This window comes from Chryseobacterium sp. 'Rf worker isolate 10', from assembly GCF_050753305.1.
Classification (GTDB): domain Bacteria; phylum Bacteroidota; class Bacteroidia; order Flavobacteriales; family Weeksellaceae; genus Chryseobacterium.
This window is the reverse complement of the sequence record NZ_JBOZOF010000001.1, coordinates 502,416-518,980: the sequence shown is the minus strand read 5'-3', so window position 1 is coordinate 518,980 and position 16,565 is coordinate 502,416. Positions and strand designations below refer to the sequence as shown.

At 33.4% G+C, this 16,565-nt stretch carries 12 protein-coding genes; 2 read left to right on the top strand and 10 right to left on the bottom strand.

Annotated elements, in window-relative coordinates:
* Positions 1-45: 45 nt before the first annotated feature.
* The 10 genes from LKL37_RS02265 to gyrB form a co-directional block, all read right to left on the bottom strand.
* Positions 46-873 carry an RsiV family protein gene (locus LKL37_RS02265; RefSeq protein WP_431608967.1) on the bottom strand — a complete coding sequence of 276 codons (828 nt, stop codon included), beginning with the start codon at positions 871-873 and terminating at the stop codon, positions 46-48.
* A 295-nt stretch (positions 874-1,168) separates the two neighbouring features.
* A complete protein-coding gene (locus tag LKL37_RS02260) occupies positions 1,169-1,963 on the bottom strand; it encodes a hypothetical protein (RefSeq protein ID WP_431608965.1) in 795 nt (264 codons plus the stop codon).
* Between the two features lie 336 nt (positions 1,964-2,299).
* Complete coding sequence (locus LKL37_RS02255; RefSeq protein WP_431608964.1) at positions 2,300-2,989, bottom strand: hypothetical protein; 690 nt, start codon at positions 2,987-2,989, stop codon at positions 2,300-2,302.
* Between the two features lie 621 nt (positions 2,990-3,610).
* Positions 3,611-4,972: a transcriptional regulator gene (locus tag LKL37_RS02250; RefSeq protein ID WP_431608963.1), complete on the bottom strand. Its 1,362-nt coding sequence runs from the start codon at positions 4,970-4,972 to the stop codon at positions 3,611-3,613.
* Between the two features lie 606 nt (positions 4,973-5,578).
* Positions 5,579-7,513: a transglutaminase domain-containing protein gene (locus tag LKL37_RS02245; RefSeq protein ID WP_431608962.1), complete on the bottom strand. Its 1,935-nt coding sequence runs from the start codon at positions 7,511-7,513 to the stop codon at positions 5,579-5,581.
* 2 nt (positions 7,514-7,515) lie between these two features.
* Positions 7,516-9,408: a DUF3857 domain-containing protein gene (locus LKL37_RS02240; protein ID WP_431608961.1), complete on the bottom strand. Its 1,893-nt coding sequence runs from the start codon at positions 9,406-9,408 to the stop codon at positions 7,516-7,518.
* Positions 9,409-9,813: 405 nt separating this feature from the next.
* Entirely contained in the window at positions 9,814-10,137 is a 324-nt protein-coding gene (locus LKL37_RS02235; protein WP_105703161.1) for a helix-turn-helix domain-containing protein, read from the bottom strand.
* A 17-nt stretch (positions 10,138-10,154) separates the two neighbouring features.
* On the bottom strand, positions 10,155-10,580 hold the full coding sequence (locus tag LKL37_RS02230; RefSeq protein WP_431608960.1) for a transposase: 426 nt from the start codon (positions 10,578-10,580) through the stop codon (positions 10,155-10,157).
* Positions 10,581-11,541: 961 nt separating this feature from the next.
* Positions 11,542-11,964, bottom strand: coding sequence for a DUF5684 domain-containing protein (locus tag LKL37_RS02225; protein WP_431608959.1), 423 nt, complete (start codon positions 11,962-11,964; stop codon positions 11,542-11,544).
* Between the two features lie 81 nt (positions 11,965-12,045).
* Positions 12,046-13,980: a DNA topoisomerase (ATP-hydrolyzing) subunit B gene (gyrB, locus tag LKL37_RS02220; protein ID WP_431608958.1), complete on the bottom strand. Its 1,935-nt coding sequence runs from the start codon at positions 13,978-13,980 to the stop codon at positions 12,046-12,048.
* Positions 13,981-14,214: 234 nt separating this feature from the next.
* Here gyrB and LKL37_RS02215 point away from each other — a divergent pair, with 234 nt between their 5' ends.
* Together LKL37_RS02215 and LKL37_RS02210 are read left to right on the top strand one after the other, a co-directional pair.
* Positions 14,215-15,558: a cytochrome ubiquinol oxidase subunit I gene (locus LKL37_RS02215; RefSeq protein ID WP_431608957.1), complete on the top strand. Its 1,344-nt coding sequence runs from the start codon at positions 14,215-14,217 to the stop codon at positions 15,556-15,558.
* Complete coding sequence (locus LKL37_RS02210; RefSeq protein ID WP_431608956.1) at positions 15,555-16,559, top strand: cytochrome d ubiquinol oxidase subunit II; 1,005 nt, start codon at positions 15,555-15,557, stop codon at positions 16,557-16,559. The genes LKL37_RS02215 and LKL37_RS02210 overlap by 4 nt, the downstream gene beginning before the upstream one ends.
* Positions 16,560-16,565: the final 6 nt, after the last annotated feature.

The following is a 16,565-nucleotide window of genomic DNA, read 5'->3' as shown; positions in this document are numbered from 1 at the left end:
GTTGTTTTTTCATCAACGTAAAAATACAAAATACTTCCTGAACATTTACTTAATTTTCATTCTTTCTTTAAATTCTGTAGTTAAAGTTCCTTTTAGATCCTCCCATGAAACAGGAATTGTAATATCTCCGGCAGCAAAAGCTGCAATTTCGTACGGACTGTAATGAAAATACAGGTTTTTATCATCAAAATAAAAGTTATCTGATGCAGGAATCTTATCCACCAATAACATTTCTGAGTTTTTCACTTCACCATCACCGTCCATCGTTCCGCTGTTAATTTTATCAATATTTTTCATCAGAATGGCTTCAATCTTATTTTTAGGCATTGAAGTAATATCTTTTAATTCTAATTTTTTGCTGTTTTTAAGATCAAAAACTCTTTCCGAGAAACCATAATTATCATGTGCTCCTCCTTGATATCCGCTTCCCAGATATTGTATGTGCAGATATCCGTTTGTATTAGAAATCAGGTTCATATGTGAGTTTGAATACCAGCTTTGGGCATAAGTAACATCTGACACCCAATCTTTATTATCGTTTTTCACAGAATTGAAGTAATTGTTCTTTTCGTTATTCAGATAAGCCTGAAGTCCGGCTTTAGAGAAGTCTGTAATTTTCTCATTCTGGAAATAGATACTGTCTAATAACTTTTTATCTTTTAAGGTAGGGAAAACCAATAGCTTGGAAGTAAAAGAAAGCTGTAATGAATCTGTTACCTTTACGGAATCATTTACTTTTACGGAGTCTACTATAAACCTTTCAAAAGCTTGGTTTTCTGTCTTTTCAGAGGTTGATTCTGTTGTTTTGCCCTTTTTACAGGTGGTAACCGCTAAGAAAGAAGATAATGCTATAACAGCAATGGTATTTTTCATAATTCTAATTTTAAAATATGATATACAAAAACCATTCAAAAATTGAATGGTTTAGACAAATACACTACATTTAATAATGAAATTTAACATTATTAAAATTCAAGAATGAAAACTAATGGTCTCTCAGACCATTATTCTTTTTGCTGATTTTGTACATAAATTCAATTATTTCTTTGTACTTTCAAGAAAAATGGAAATGAATATTTATGAAATAAATTCAGATTTCACACTATCTGTCAGTTCTTTTTTTCATTATTATTGAATATAATCTATACCTAATTTTAAAGAATATTGTTTACTTTAAACGTTTAACAGAGAAAAAAGTAGATGGAGTATTATTTAGTTGTCCTCTCATTAAAGCCGGATTACTGGCCTGGTTGATATAAAACGAATATGTTTTACCAGTCTGAAGTTCCATAGCGACAGAAAATGCAAAATTTTTCACTGCTCCAATACTGATAACATTGGTCTCAAGATTTTTTGCCACCCAGGTATTGTCGGTAATGCTCCATACTCCATAATAGCAATTTCCATCTACAGCACTAGTAGAACCTGCCTGTAAAGAAAAGTTCATCAAGACCAAATAAGTTCCGTCAGCATTCACTGTAAAGCTATTTCCTGTAGCACTTCCTGTAAAAGTAGAATAATTGTCAATGATTTCAGTATTTATATTTCCAATACTTTTATCTGTACTAGCAGGAACATTCCAGTCTGCATCCATTCTTGCTGAAATTTCCTGAGCTATTTGCTGTTGCCCATTCACATAAATAACAGATCCTGTAGCAACAGGAGCGCTGGCTGCAGGTGGAGTAACCACGTTCCATACAGTTCCGTTAAAAGAATACAGTCCTGCCGCTGTTACATTTACAGTTTGTCCTGCTGGCGCTGTATCAGCTGCTGTGACATATACTAAAGTCCCTGTTTGAGCTGCAGTATAATTTTTGGCTCTTAATTGATTTCCTATAATCCTTGGAGGGATGATACCGTCTAACGCTGAGGTAACCGTAGGTTTTCCTACCACGTCTAATGTTGCTGCGGGACTTGAAGTATTCAAGCCCACCTGAGCGTTAGCCGAAATAGCAGTTGCCATTAAAGCAAGGGTAATAATTTTTTTTTCATTTCTTAGTGTTGTTAAATTTTTTTCTGCAAAGAGAAAGAAAACCTCTTTATCTTCAAAAAAAAGAGCTACAACAAATTTACAACTCGAATACAACACATTGATAATCAGTTATATAATTATAAAATAAGAAATTTTATAGATTTAAATGAATTGTATCTAATAAATCATTTATCATTCAAAGATTAATTCCTTTTCTTCAGTTAGGATTTTTTGATATGTTTTTATAAAATGTCTTAATAAAAAAAACCGGAACACTTTTCCTCCCGGTTTCTTTAATTAAAAATAATTGCTTAATCAGGGACTAAATTAATTCCAACATAGATAAGAGTAAGTTATTTTATCATTATTATCTATTTTGGAAGTAGTACCGGCCTGCACTCTTATAGTATGATTTCCGGCAGATAGATTACTGGGGGTTACATAACTGTAAGGCACCACTATGTGCAGGTTATCAGGAGAAGTTGTTGCAGTAACCACTGTAGCTACTGGTGTACTGCTGGCACTTACATAATCTATATACAACCTTGTTCCCACACCAGTGTTTGTACTAGCCCAGGTAGTGGGATATAAGTCAATTTTACATTTTGCGGATGCAGGTAAATTAAATGAAAACTGAAAATAACCTTGTCCATCAACCGTACTACCGGGTATTGTTGCGGCACCAATTTTTTGGGGTGCTTCTGCATCTACAGAACCTCCTGCCAGTACAATGTTTGAAGACGCGCTAGCAGCAGTAACAGGCGATTTCCAGGTTGGAGAAGCGGGGGTACCATAATTAAATTCCAAACCAGCGGTCGTAGTGTTATAAATAACAGCTCCTGTAGGGGGTGCTACAAGAAGGTTTCTTTGTGCTGTAGTCATTCTGGGAGGGATAAATGTACCAGTAGTACTTACGACATCCAGAACTCCCTGAGGGCTTGTTGTATTGATTCCCACTTGTGAATAAGCCAATGATGAAACAAGCAGAAAACATCCAAAAATTAGATTTTTTTTCATTCTAATAAGTATTTTAAAGTTAATTGTTGTCGGAGATTTTGCAATCTAGATCTGATTATATAATAGTAACATCTGGGAAGGATTATTTAATGTCTGTTTTGAAAATTCATTTGGAAACTGTAATGTTGAGAATACAGCCTGAAAAAATCATATTCCAGAAATTCGCATTAACGTACCAGCATATCTGCGTCTAAAGATTTATACTCATACACTGTCAAAACTTCTACTTTAATGTACTTAAAAAAATCACAGATACAATGCATTTTTATTTCCCTTTTTATCAGCAGTATCTTTGATAGCTGATCCGATATTCAGCTTTTTGAGATTCATAACTTTATGATCATTCTGTAATTATGTTGTAAAGTGACAAAAAAAAAATCTTATTCTCAAAAAAACAACTACAACAAATTCACAACACTAACGCAAACAATTGACAATCAGATAAAATTATCAAATCTACAAATTCATCAAGCTTAACAACATTATTAATTGTATTTAATTAAAAACCTCCCACCAACTCAATATTGCAGTCAGCAGGAGGAATTTTTATTATTTATTATAAAAGTTTTAATCCTTATCAGAAAGAGAGATTTAGATTACAAATACTTGAAGAATTGCAACTTAAAGATTCATCATCCATTTATTAAGATCTTCAGAAGATGAAATATTCAATTGCTTACGAAGGCGTCCTTTTTTTATTTCTACACTTCTTATCCCTATATTATTATAATATGCAATTTCTTTAGTAGAAAAGTTAAGCCTTAATAATGCACAGAATTTTAGCTGTCCGGGGGTAAGATCCGGGTATGCAAGATTTAGTTTGCGAATAAAGTCAGGATATACTTCACTAAATCTGGCGAGGAAAGAAGAATCATCTTTTTTAGCCAGCTCCACTACTTCTTCAAAAGCATTATTTACCTTTTGTTTAAGCTCTGTAAGCTGAGATTCTTTTTCCTCAATGATGTTTTCTTTATGTTCTATTTTTTTTCTTTCCCGTCTATAATTGACAAATGTCTTATAACCGAAATAACCGACAAGAGCTGACAATAAACAAACTCCTATAATGAGAAAATAAAGCTTTTCTTTTTCATCAATGAATGTTTTTTCCCTTTCCAATGCTATTTTTTGGATAGAAGTCTCTCTCAGTGATTTATCTTTCCTTGACAAACTATCAGTAAGTACATCATATTTATTGATATATTCCAGTTCTTTTTCTTTATTCCCCAGCTCCTTGTATGATCTTTGCATATTCTTATAGGAAAGCTGCAGTATATTAACTTCATTCGCTTTTTGGGAAAGAGGAATAAGTTTTTCTATGTAAATTATAGCTTCCTCATATTTTTCCTGCTTTCTTAATGCATATGATAGATTATGAAGTGCAATACATTCATTATGAAGATTTCCATCAATTCTCGCCATTTCTAAAGCTTTATTCAAATAATGATATGAGGAATCATACATTTTTTTATCTGCATAAAACTGACCTAAGGTTGAATATGCAGCGCTTAAATAATTATTTCTGATTTTGATATTTTTAATTTTTGCAAAGGCATTTGCTGTTTTTTTAGCATAGTCAAGATATTCAGAAAGAGCCATAGGATTTGTTGTACTATAAAATGACATCTCTATTCTGGTATTATACAAGTTTCCTCTGGTTTCATAAAAATCATCAGAATCAGTTATTTTATCTGAGACAGAAAAGGCTTTCGCGAAGTTTTCCTTTGCATCTGAATGTAATCCCAGAAAAGAATATATCAATGCTGATAATCGCAATCCATTAGAAATATTCTTGTAATCATCTATTTCTGAAGCTTGTTTCTCGGTCTGCTGAGCATAGGAAAGACCTGTCTGATAATGTCCCACACTTAAATGTGATATAGAAAGCATGTTCAGGCTTTCTATCATGCCTTTAGAATAACCGGCTATTTGAAATATTTTATAATTTTTTTCATTCAGCGGAACAGCATTATTAGGAGTTTTCATAAAAAAATCCTGAGCTTGAGTAAGTATGCTATCCAATTGTACTTTACTGTATTTCTGCGATTTATAAAAGGATAGGTTTATTACAAAAAAGACAATAAAAAGGAATTTTTTTTTCATAATCAATTCAATATTGAATAATTATTATTAAAGCATAAACCCATCATCCATTAATCAAATAAACAACAATAATAAAATTAATCAATTTAATTAACAATAAATAAGTTTTATCGTAAAATAATTATTAATGTTTAACAAAAAAAGCAAGCAGGAAGGTTTATCTGCTTATAAGTACCGAAGGATTAGAAATATGAGCCTGTCTGAAAAACTCGAAAAATAGCAGAATGCTAAGAGTAAAATAGTTATTTCCGTTCATAAATGTGTTTTTTAAATTTTGCCATGCAAAATGACAACAAAAAATTAACTTTAAAACAAAAAATCATTACAACAAATATACAACATTAAATTATCAACTGAAAAACAGATAGTTAATGTTATTTTTTATTCAAGAGCTTAAACAACAGAATAGTAAAATTTAATACAAAAAAAGACTTCATTTCTGAAGTCTTTTAAGATTATTTTTTAGATATTACTTACATCATCTAAATATTACTTTTTAACGAGGCTGATCACCTGATTCTCAAATTTTGATGCTACTCCCCAGATTTGCTTAAATGCCGGATAGTATTCTTTCGGATAATCTGAACTTCCAATTTTTGTTGTGGTAGTAACTTCCAGTTTATTTCCTTTTTGCTCTACAGAATAGGTATATGAGATTTCTTTATCTTCTGTAACAATCTTTTTTTCTTTAGGCATTTCCTCAATTACATAGCCTTCAGGAATTTCAAGAGTAACTTTTTTAACTTTGGTGGTTGGTGATCCAAAGTCGATAGGATATTTTCTGACTTCAGTCTGATCAAACTCATTGGAACTCTTACTTAAAAACAACATCGGATTGATAATCATTTTCTTCCCTACTCTATCAATAAGATTTGAGGAAGAGAATTTCATACTGCTTTCAAAATCTCCATTTTCCAGCACTTTTGAATTGATATCCGTAAAGTCCATTGAGAAGTTTTCTTTGTACTGTTTTTTATATTTTTCTGCGTTATTATCGTAACTATCTTTCACATACATTGCATAAGCACCAGTATCTCTGTCCGAATAAGTACCTGAAATACTTCCGTCATCATTAATTTTAGCATTGGCTGTAAGGAAGGTATTGCTTGATTTTAAATTAGACATTTGAATCTGCAGGGTCTTTTCTTTAGTCACCAGAATTCCAAATTGATTCCAGTTTTTAAGAGGAATTTCATCCAGTGAAGACTGTTTCGAGGTTGCATCATAAATATGCAGCTGATTATCAAGGTTAACAGCAGCTAGTACAAAATTCATGTTGGAAATATTGGGCGACACCAGATTAATTATCCCGTTTTCTACTGTAGAAATCACCAAAGGATCAGCTTTAAGCCCGGCTTCACGAAGCATCATTACCAAGAAAAGATTGATTTCTGCCGCATTTCCGATTTTCGTTTCCACTAATTTTTTAATTCCATCCTCAGTGTAGACTCCTCTGTCTTTATTCCATGTAAAAGTTTTCTGAACATATGAAAAAATAGCATTTGCTTTTTCAAGATCGGTTTTCATCCCTGAAACGGCTGCCGACATATTTTCTTTTGCCAGTTTTGTTCTTTTCAGTTCTCCACCAAAATCATCACTTTCATAAAGCCTTTTCCCGATCTGATCCCACGAAGATGAGTAGAGCTTAAGCTCACCAAAATTGGTAGAGTTCAGTTCCGCCCCTATCTTCGTTCTGAAATTCCTGTCATTTCTTACAAACTTTTCAGTTTTAAAACCCTTTATATTTTCATAGGCAAATCTATAGGTTCTGTACTGAGCTCCATATAGATTTCTTTCTTCCATTTCTCTATATTTAGGAGTCATTTCTCCGGTATAATTTACATTATACGACATATTGATTGGAGCATCCAACACATATTCTGTATTCAGTGAAGGGGTATCAGATTCAATTAATACTTCCGGAATAATGAATCGGAATGGAGATATAATTTCATATTGATACTCTAAGATGGATCCATTTTTCACACTTGGAAAAGCAAATTTGGTCAGGGTAACATATTTATTCTCTTTACTTTTGTATTGAGAACTCTTCTCTACTTTTACGGGAACTACATTTCCATTTTCAAGATTATAGGTAAAAGCCTTGAATTTACCGAGTGACTCTCTATTGGTTCCCACATTGTAAATAGGAATTTCAAGATTCAACCAGTCTTCAGCTTTATCTTTATCGTAAATTTTAACTCTGTAATAATATCTTTTGTGAAGGTTTCCTGTATTGGCATCCACCATAAAGTAAGCTGATTTATACAAAATCTCGGCAGGAGCATTTTCATCTAATAATGATTTCACTTTAGACAGATCCGCATCATTGAATTTAGGAGGATTCAGAAATTCATACTTTTTCTGAGCATTAAACATGATTGCATTGGCAGAGCAAAGCACCAATACTATTATTTTTTTCATGGTTATATTTTAGTTATTAAGATTTTTGAATTATCCATGTTCAGAATTTTTTTTCTGAAACTTATGTAATCGTTGTATTTTTCTTTTGGGTATAGTCCTTTATTAATCTGCATTTTTCTGATTACTTTTATCTCGTCGTTACTTTTAACGAAGCTTAGCTTATAAGATCCAAATTCTGAGGTAATATTTGAGTTATCAGGGGTTTCATCAATTTTGTAGCCCTGAGGAAGAACAAAAACAATTTCATATTCATCTTCGTAAGACATATTGACCTCAAAAGGAAGTTCTCTACTGTCATCAGTCTTAAATACAGTATCGGTAAAAATAGGTACAGATCTAAACAGAAGGCTGTTTCCTGCTTTTTTAGAAAAGTTATTGGTTTTAAAATCCAGATCATAGGTAATAATGGCATTGTCTCTGTCATTATTAAAGTTTTTCATTTCAACCTTTTCAAAGTTTAAAATATCAAATATCCCTTTCACTGCATCATTTTTTTCTTTAGGATTAAGATTAGCCAATCTTAAATTATAATCATACTGATTTCCCGTATAGAAAAAATTACCTGTTCCTATGATACTGTTATCTTCATGAAGATTGATTTTCAAGGTCTGCTTTTCTTTATTCTGTTCAGCTTTATAAGCAGGTGTATTGATCAGTTCTATTCCTTTTTGAGTCACAGCAAGAACATTTCTATCCGTAGTACTGTAGCTTAAATGATTAAAAGCTATTTGCTGAGATGTATTTTCAAGCCAGATATTTCCTTTTTCAGTAGGAACCATCAGGATAACATGGTTTCCACCCATAGATGGGAATTCAGGATCAAAGGAAACCTGTGAACGACCAGAATTGATAATACAATAAGTGGATGGAATTCCTGCCTCGTTCAAAAGAATTCTCATATAATTGGTAAGTCCCTTACAGTCTCCATACCCTTTTTTCTGTACTTCATCCGGCATCATTGGCTGCCAGCCGCCTATCCCTAATGATACGGCAATATAACGGCTTTTGTTCTGCATGTACTGGTAAATTTTCTTCACTTTATCTTCCACCGATCCCTTCAGTTGTAAAGATGCAACTTCAGCCTTGATCGCAGGAGTAGATGTTGAAACGGGTATCAAAAGGTCATTATAAATCCATGTTCCGAAATCTGTCCAGTTATTCAAAGTTCCCTGTTTACCGGCCAGACTGAATCTTGCCAGAGCAAAGTCGACTGCAGGTAAAATCTTAACAGGCTGCGGGATCATAAAAGCATCATCAATAGCAGGCACATTTTTGTATGTGTAAGTTTTATCATTCCCACTACCACTTTCTATTACGGATGCATAGTTATATTTTGAAGGATAAATTTTGGTTCTCAATTCAATTCCTGAATTATTAACAATTTTGAACTGTGCTTCTTCCAATGAAGTTTTCACAGAGGTAAAAGGCACAAAATCAGGAATAAAAACTGTATTCTCGTCATTAGTTTCGTAAGAGAAATCAACAGTATAAGGATACTGAGCCGGTGTATATGAATATACTAGGATTCTGTTATCAGAATAAAAAACTCCCTGAGAGTTGTTTGCAGCATCCTGAAAATCAGACTTCGAAACACTTTTAATTTTTTTCCCGGCTTCATCATAAATAGTCACTTTTATGTTTGAAATACGCCTTGCTTTATCGTAAGGAATATAAGCTACCGCCTGCTCGTTACCATCTTTATTTAAAACTGTAGTAACGGTATTATATTGGTATCTTATTTCATCGACTTTGTTTATTTGAGCAGTCGTAAAATCTTTTCGTATAACAACGTTAGCATTTTTCTTTAAATTCTCAGGAATTGCAGAAGCAGGATAGCTTTGTGCGAAATATAATGAGGCGACAGAGAAAGCCCCTAAAACTAGTATTTTCATCATAGTTATTAAAATTACGCAAAAATAAGAAAATCTTAATAACTGTTAAAAAAAATATAAAAGGCTTCAACATGTGAAGCCTTTACCTAATACTTAAAAAAGTACTGTCCTAAATGTACTTATAAGGCTATGAACACATTATCAACTTTTCATCATCAATTTCTGAAAAGTTAATAACAGAATATTTATACTCATTCTATATTGGGAGAAGGAAATATTTATTCTGTGGCATGAAGGGATAAACTTCATATTGTCTGCATTTCAAATTTAGAATAAATTGTAATTCATATAATTCAAATGCTGTAGAATTAATAACAAACAGAAGTACAATTAATTCTACAATAAAAATCATTCATAAAAAAGACCTCATTTATGAAGTATTTGGATTTAATATCATTGTCTATTCATTTAAACAAATCTCTTTTTCCAGCTCGCAACTGTATTTCTGCTTATTTTAAAATGTCGGGCAAGTTCAGTATTGTTACACTTATGTCTTTTTTGGTAATCCAGTATTTTCAGGATAGATTCCTGATCAAAGGAGTGAAGTTTCTGATTAAATATAAAAGTATCTTCATCTTCTTTTCCCAAAAGCATCTTGCTACAGGTCATCACATCGAGTAATGAAAAGTCTTTTTTAGAAAATATAATTTTAAATGCCTCTTTTTTCTCTGGGTATTTTTCATTAATAAGATCTGTATAGATCTTTTTATAATCCGGGATACATTTTGTCATATCATTTGTTGTTTTCCTTATTCATTATATTTTACTAACCAATTATACAATGTGTTCCTAGGTATCTTATATTTTGTTATTACTTCTGATTTGGTCATTTCTCCCTTCTTGATTTTTTCCAATACAAATTCTACAATTTCTTTAGTATAAAGATTTTTCCGAAAAGCAGGAAGTGAACTATCTACTTTTTTCTTCTGTACATATTCCATAGAAGATTGTGGAGCATATAAGATCAAATGTTGGGAATAAAGTCTAAAGAAGTCATATTCAAGAAGTTTAGACCAGCGCAGTAATAGTTCCGTATCTAAAGACGGTGAAGAATACATTTCGTGTACCTCTTTTTCTGTACAATTTAAAAAATTACATATACGGTTTATATCTATCTCATTTTCGATAACACTCTCTTTAATAAGTGATCCAATATTTAGATTTTTCAGATTCATAGATTTTGATTATGCGTATTTATATTAAAAAGATAATTATTACAAGATATTCACTCTTTAATTCTGAGAGAATAAAGCAATAGGCTAAAATTTCCAGCTGAGAGGATAAAAAAATTCTAACAATTCTATAGTTTTTCATCATTATGTTAATAGAATTTTATAATCTGATTCAATGCATAATTCAACGAGCTATATGTAAGATTCTGAACTTATAATTAAGAATTATAAAATGTATAGTGAAGCATATATTTAAAATCCAAGAAAAGTCTATAATGTAAATCATTTCCTACCCATTTTTGCAGCATTGCTAATTGGGAAAAGAAACACGTTTTTGTATAAGTTTGCCATACATTTTCATCAAAAAGTACATTCCCTATATAAACATTTACCAGAATTGCTACTATTAATATTTTTTTATCCTAAGTGAATTTTAGTGTCACAAAGCAAAAAAAATAATATTTTATTTCCAAAAAAAGACCTGCAACAAATTTACAACACAACAATTAAACAACTGAAATACAATAAATTAAATTTAAATTACTGAAAATTTTTCATATATTCATTAGGATCTTCAGAAGAGAAAATATTTATTAGCTTACGAAAACAATCTTTATTTATCTATACATTTCTCACAGAAATATTATTATGTAAGCCATTTCTTTTAATCGAAAATTAAGTTTCAGTAGTGTTGAGAATTTTAATTGCAAGAGACGTTACATGGATAAAGTAAGTAAAAGAAAAGCTCATTAATTTTTTTACAAATTGATATGGCTTTTTCAAGATATGTATTTATTGTTTTTTTATGATAAGAAATAGAAGCTAAATCATCAAGCATAAAGACTCATTACCTATTATTTTATTTAAATATATAGAATCTTAATAATAATTCACTGAATTAAGCTTTTTCTTATCATAAAAAAAGACCTCATTTCTGAAGTCTTTAATTTTTTTAATTTTGTTTTTAATCATTTGGAACCAGCTTACTATCATACTGATCACTTCCAAGTCCCAGAACAGGAATAAAAATAAATCCGAAGAAGAAGATCAGAATAGTGTAAAGGGGTGTTTCTTTGGAGAATCCTTTGGCAAGCCTATCGTATACTACCCAATATGCGTAGAGATTTACCAACGGAATAAAGAAAAGGATGATCCACCATATTGGCTTCTTCACGATTTCCAGCAATACAATCACATTATAAATTGGAATAAAGGCTGCCCAGGCATCCTGTCTCCCTGCTTTCTGGAAAATTTTATACATGCAGTATCCATAAAAGATATAGCATAGTAAGCCGAAGAACATAGTCCCGATCCCTAATCCGGCAGCAGCTGCACCAGATACCGCATCTGCCCCATTATAAGGGTCTGTTTGTAAAAGAGTTAACATATTATTTGTTTTTTGGTTTATCCAAATATAAAAAAAGCTTCTAAATAATTAGAAGCTTTTTTATTATATTTTCAAAAACGTTTATGCATCAATTTTTGCATATTTCGCATTTTTCTCGATAAACTCTCTTCTCGGTGGAACTTCATCACCCATTAACATTGAGAAAACACTATCAGCCTCTACAGCATTATCGATAGTTACCTGCTTCAGAATTCTGTGTTCAGGATTAAGTGTTGTTTCCCAAAGCTGTTCAGGATTCATTTCCCCAAGACCTTTGTAACGTTGTACTTCTACACCTTTTCCATCCGGAGACATTTCTAATGTAAATTCTTCACGTTCTTTTTCGTTATAAGCATACACTTTTTTATTTCCTCTCTTTAATAGATATAAAGGCGGTTGAGCGATATAGATATATCCGTTCTCAATAAGTTCCTTCATATATCTGAAGAAGAACGTAAGGATAAGAGTAGAAATGTGAGATCCGTCAATATCGGCATCGGTCATGATAACGATCTTGTGGTATCTTAGCTTAGCCATATTCAATGCTTTGCTATCTTCCTCTGTACCTACAGAAACTCCAAGAGCAGTGTAGATATTTCTGATTTCTTCATTGTCATACACTTTATGAAGCATAGATTTCTCTACATTCAAAATCTTACCTCTTAAAGGAAGGATAGCCTGGAAGTGTCTGTCTCTTCCCTGTTTAGCTGTTCCACCTGCGGAATCTCCCTCTACAAGGAAAAGTTCAGATTCAGCCGGATCTTTAGATGAACAATCAGAAAGTTTTCCGGGAAGTCCAGAACCTCCCATCGGAGATTTTCTCTGAACCATCTCACGCGCTTTTTTTGCGGCTTGTCTTGCTTTTGCAGCGAGAACAACTTTTTGAACAATTATCTTAGCTTCATTAGGATTTTCTTCCAGGAAGTTTGTAAGCATTTCCCCTACAATCTTATCAACAGCACCAGAAACTTCAGAGTTTCCTAATTTTGTTTTGGTCTGTCCTTCAAACTGAGGCTCCATTACTTTTACAGAAATTACAGCTGTTAGCCCTTCACGGAAGTCATCTCCGGTAATTTCTACTTTTTCTTTTGCAGGAAGTCCCAATTCGTCTGCATATTTCTTTAAAGTTCTTGTTAAAGCTCTTCTGAAACCTGCAAGGTGAGTACCTCCTTCGTGGGTATTAATATTATTAACGTAAGAGTGAAGATTTTCGTTGAATGACGTGTTATAACGCATTGCCACCTCAACAGGAATATCATCTCTTTCACCTTCCATGAAAATTACGTGTTCCATAATAGATTCACGGTTTCCATCGATATAAGCAACAAACTCTTTTAATCCTCCTTCAGAATGGAAAACTTCTGTTCTGAAAGAACCATCTTCCAATGTCTCTCTTTCATCAGTCAGAGTAATGGTAATTCCTCTGTTAAGATAAGAAAGCTCTCTTAAACGGGTTGCTAATGTATCGTAGTTGTAAACTAATTCTGTAAATATGCTATCATCAGGTTGGAAAAACTGTTTAGTTCCTCTCTTTTCACTATTCCCGATCTCTTCAACACCTGTTTGTGCTTTTCCTCGTGAATAAATCTGCTGATAAACGTTTCCATCTCTGTAAACGGTAGTAATCATTTCATTGGAAAGTGCATTCACACAAGAAACCCCTACTCCGTGAAGACCTCCTGAAACCTTATAAGAATCTTTATCAAACTTACCTCCGGCTCCAATTTTTGTCATTACAACTTCAAGGGCAGATTTCTGTTCTTTTTCGTGGAAATCAACCGGGATACCTCTACCATTATCACTTACTTCAATTCCGTTTCCTTCCTTGATGCTCACGAAGATTGTGTCGCAGTATCCTGCCAATGCCTCGTCAATAGAGTTATCTACTACTTCATAAACCAAGTGGTGAAGTCCTCTCGTTCCTACATCACCAATGTACATTGAAGGACGCATACGAACGTGCTCCATTCCTTCCAATGCCTGAATACTACTAGCTGTATATTGTTTTTGACTCATATTAAATATTAAAAATCCTGCTATATGCAAAGACTTACAAATATCGTGATTTTTTTCGAGGTATGAAAGTTAAAAAGTGTCAAAAAAATGTAGAGTTTTCTTAGTGAAAACATAAGGAATAGGAAGTCAATAAAAGAGTCAAAATTAAAATGTATTGGTGAAATATCAACTGTTGTAAATCATATTCAACATCAATAATTTATACGTAAATTTATTTACTGAAAAGTTGATATTATGGATGATTTTATAGCAGCACGCGCTCAGATGGCACTTTCTCTGGGCTTTCATATCATATTCTCCTGTGTGGGTATGGTGATGCCTTTTCTGATGGCTTTTGCCCATTGGAAATACCTAAAGACCAATAATGAAGTATATAAAGGATTAACAAAAGCTTGGAGCAAAGGGGTAGCGATCCTTTTTGCTACAGGAGCCGTTTCCGGAACAATGCTTTCCTTTGAGCTGGGTCTTCTATGGCCTGGTTTTATGAAACATGCCGGTCCTATTTTCGGGATGCCGTTTTCTTTGGAAGGAACAGCCTTTTTCATCGAAGCCATTGCGATCGGGTTCTTTTTATATGGTTGGGAAAGATTCAACAAATGGTTTCACTGGTTCTGTGGATTTCTTGTAGGACTAAGCGGACTGGCTTCCGGGATTCTGGTGGTAGCCGCCAACTCATGGATGAACTCCCCCACTGGTTTTGATTATATTAACCGACAGTATCTTAATATAGATCCTATTAAAGCAATGTTCAATGATGCATGGTTTCCACAGGCTCTTCACATGACGGTTGCTGCATTTTGTGCTACGGGATTTGCTGTAGCCGGGGTACATGCTTTTATGATCATGCGAAAAAGGAATATTGAATTTCACACCAAAGCTTTTAGAATTGCTGTAGGTTTTGCATTGATCGGAGCATTTGGTGCTCCTTTAAGCGGTGATGTTGCTGCAAAATCGGTAGCAGAAAGACAGCCCATTAAACTGGCAGCCATGGAAGCTCATTTTGAAACTGAAAAAGGCGCTTCATTTGTAATAGGAGGAATCCCTGATGAAGAAAAAGAAGAAGTAAAATATGCCGTGAAAATCCCAAAAGTTTTAAGTTTTCTGGTGAGTAACGACTTCAATTCTGAAGTAAAGGGTCTTAAGGATTTCCCGCGAGATGAATGGCCTCCGATTGCAGTTGTTCATTATGCTTTTCAGATCATGATTTTCTTTGGAGTGGTGATGATAGGTATAGGAGCTATTTATTTATATGCTTTCTTTTTCAAAAAAGAATGGCTGAGTAAAAACTGGCTGTTAAAAACCTTCTTAATAGCAACACCTTTCGGATATATTGCTCTGGAAGCCGGATGGACGGTGACAGAAGTCGGAAGACAGCCATGGATCATTTATGGCGTTATGAGAACAATAGATGCCGTGACTCCTATGCCGGGAATACAGTATTCGTTCTACTTTTTTACGGCTATTTTCATCTCATTATCATTGATCCTTGTCTTCCTTTTAAAGAGACAGATCCAAATGGTACCAAAACTTTATGACCCTACCAATTCTCAGTTTAACGATAAAAACAAAAAATCATGATCTACGTTGTAATAGGTTTTCTCTGGCTATCCATATGCCTTTATATTATTCTGGGAGGTGCTGATTTCGGAGCTGGAATTGTAGAGCTTTTCACTCATAAAAAAGCCAGAAACAAGACCCAGGAAATCATGTATGAGTCCATAGCTCCCGTATGGGAAGCCAATCATATGTGGTTGATCATTGCGATTGTAATTCTCTTTGTAGGTTTTCCTGAAATTTATACTACCATGTCTACTTATCTTCATATTCCTTTGGTTTTGATGCTTTTGGGAATTATCGCGAGGGGAACAGCATTTACGTTCAGACATTATGATGCTGTAAAAGATAACTGGCAGGTTTTATATACCCAAATCTTCTACTATGCGAGTCTTTTAACCCCTTTCTTTTTAGGATTAATAGCTGCTGCAACCGTTTCACATTCTATCAATCCTGATGCTGTTGGTTTTCTGGATTTGTATGTATTCAGCTGGCTGAACTGGTTTGGAGTTTCCGTAGGTTTATTTACAGTAGCGCTTTGTGCTTATCTTGCTTCTATCTTTTCATTGAGAGAAACCCGTGATAAAGCTGATCTTTTGTTAATGATCAGAAAATCCAAGCAGACAATGATCTTTGTAGTAATTACGGGAATTTTGGTATTTGCGACCGCTTATATTTCAGATATTCCTCTTTTGAGGTGGGTATTTTCCAAGCCTCTGGGTATTATGGCGATTGCATTTGCTACAGTTGCTCTATTGCTCATTTTAAGAGCTTTGAATCGTCAAAAATTACTCCCGGTACGTGCTTTGGCAGGATTTCAGATGGTGATGATTCTGGTAGCCGCAACGTATCAGCATAATCCGGATATTATTTTATTAGGAAACGGACAGCATCTTTCATTACTGGAACATATGGCTCCTGAAAAGACTATTGCCGCATTGGGATGGGCTTTAATGCTGGGGTCATTATTTATTCTTCCATTCTTATTTTACCTGATGGCTTCTTTCAGTAAATTGAGAAAATAGATAAAA

What these genes read in the sequence shown, in the direction of transcription:
- gyrB (WP_431608958.1), bottom strand. Translation starts at nt 13,980, where the DNA reads ATGAGTCAAAAACAATATACAGCTAGTAGTATTCAGGCATTGGAAGGA.
- LKL37_RS02235 (WP_105703161.1), bottom strand. Translation starts at nt 10,137, where the DNA reads ATGACAAAATGTATCCCGGATTATAAAAAGATCTATACAGATCTTATT.
- LKL37_RS02250 (WP_431608963.1), bottom strand. Translation starts at nt 4,972, where the DNA reads ATGAAAACTCCTAATAATGCTGTTCCGCTGAATGAAAAAAATTATAAA.
- LKL37_RS02215 (WP_431608957.1), top strand. Translation starts at nt 14,215, where the DNA reads ATGGATGATTTTATAGCAGCACGCGCTCAGATGGCACTTTCTCTGGGC.
- LKL37_RS02260 (WP_431608965.1), bottom strand. Translation starts at nt 1,963, where the DNA reads ATGGCAACTGCTATTTCGGCTAACGCTCAGGTGGGCTTGAATACTTCA.
- LKL37_RS02245 (WP_431608962.1), bottom strand. Translation starts at nt 7,513, where the DNA reads ATGAAAAAAATAATAGTATTGGTGCTTTGCTCTGCCAATGCAATCATG.
- LKL37_RS02210 (WP_431608956.1), top strand. Translation starts at nt 15,555, where the DNA reads ATGATCTACGTTGTAATAGGTTTTCTCTGGCTATCCATATGCCTTTAT.
- LKL37_RS02225 (WP_431608959.1), bottom strand. Translation starts at nt 11,964, where the DNA reads ATGTTAACTCTTTTACAAACAGACCCTTATAATGGGGCAGATGCGGTA.
- LKL37_RS02240 (WP_431608961.1), bottom strand. Translation starts at nt 9,408, where the DNA reads ATGATGAAAATACTAGTTTTAGGGGCTTTCTCTGTCGCCTCATTATAT.
- LKL37_RS02255 (WP_431608964.1), bottom strand. Translation starts at nt 2,989, where the DNA reads ATGAAAAAAAATCTAATTTTTGGATGTTTTCTGCTTGTTTCATCATTG.
- LKL37_RS02230 (WP_431608960.1), bottom strand. Translation starts at nt 10,580, where the DNA reads ATGAATCTGAAAAATCTAAATATTGGATCACTTATTAAAGAGAGTGTT.
- LKL37_RS02265 (WP_431608967.1), bottom strand. Translation starts at nt 873, where the DNA reads ATGAAAAATACCATTGCTGTTATAGCATTATCTTCTTTCTTAGCGGTT.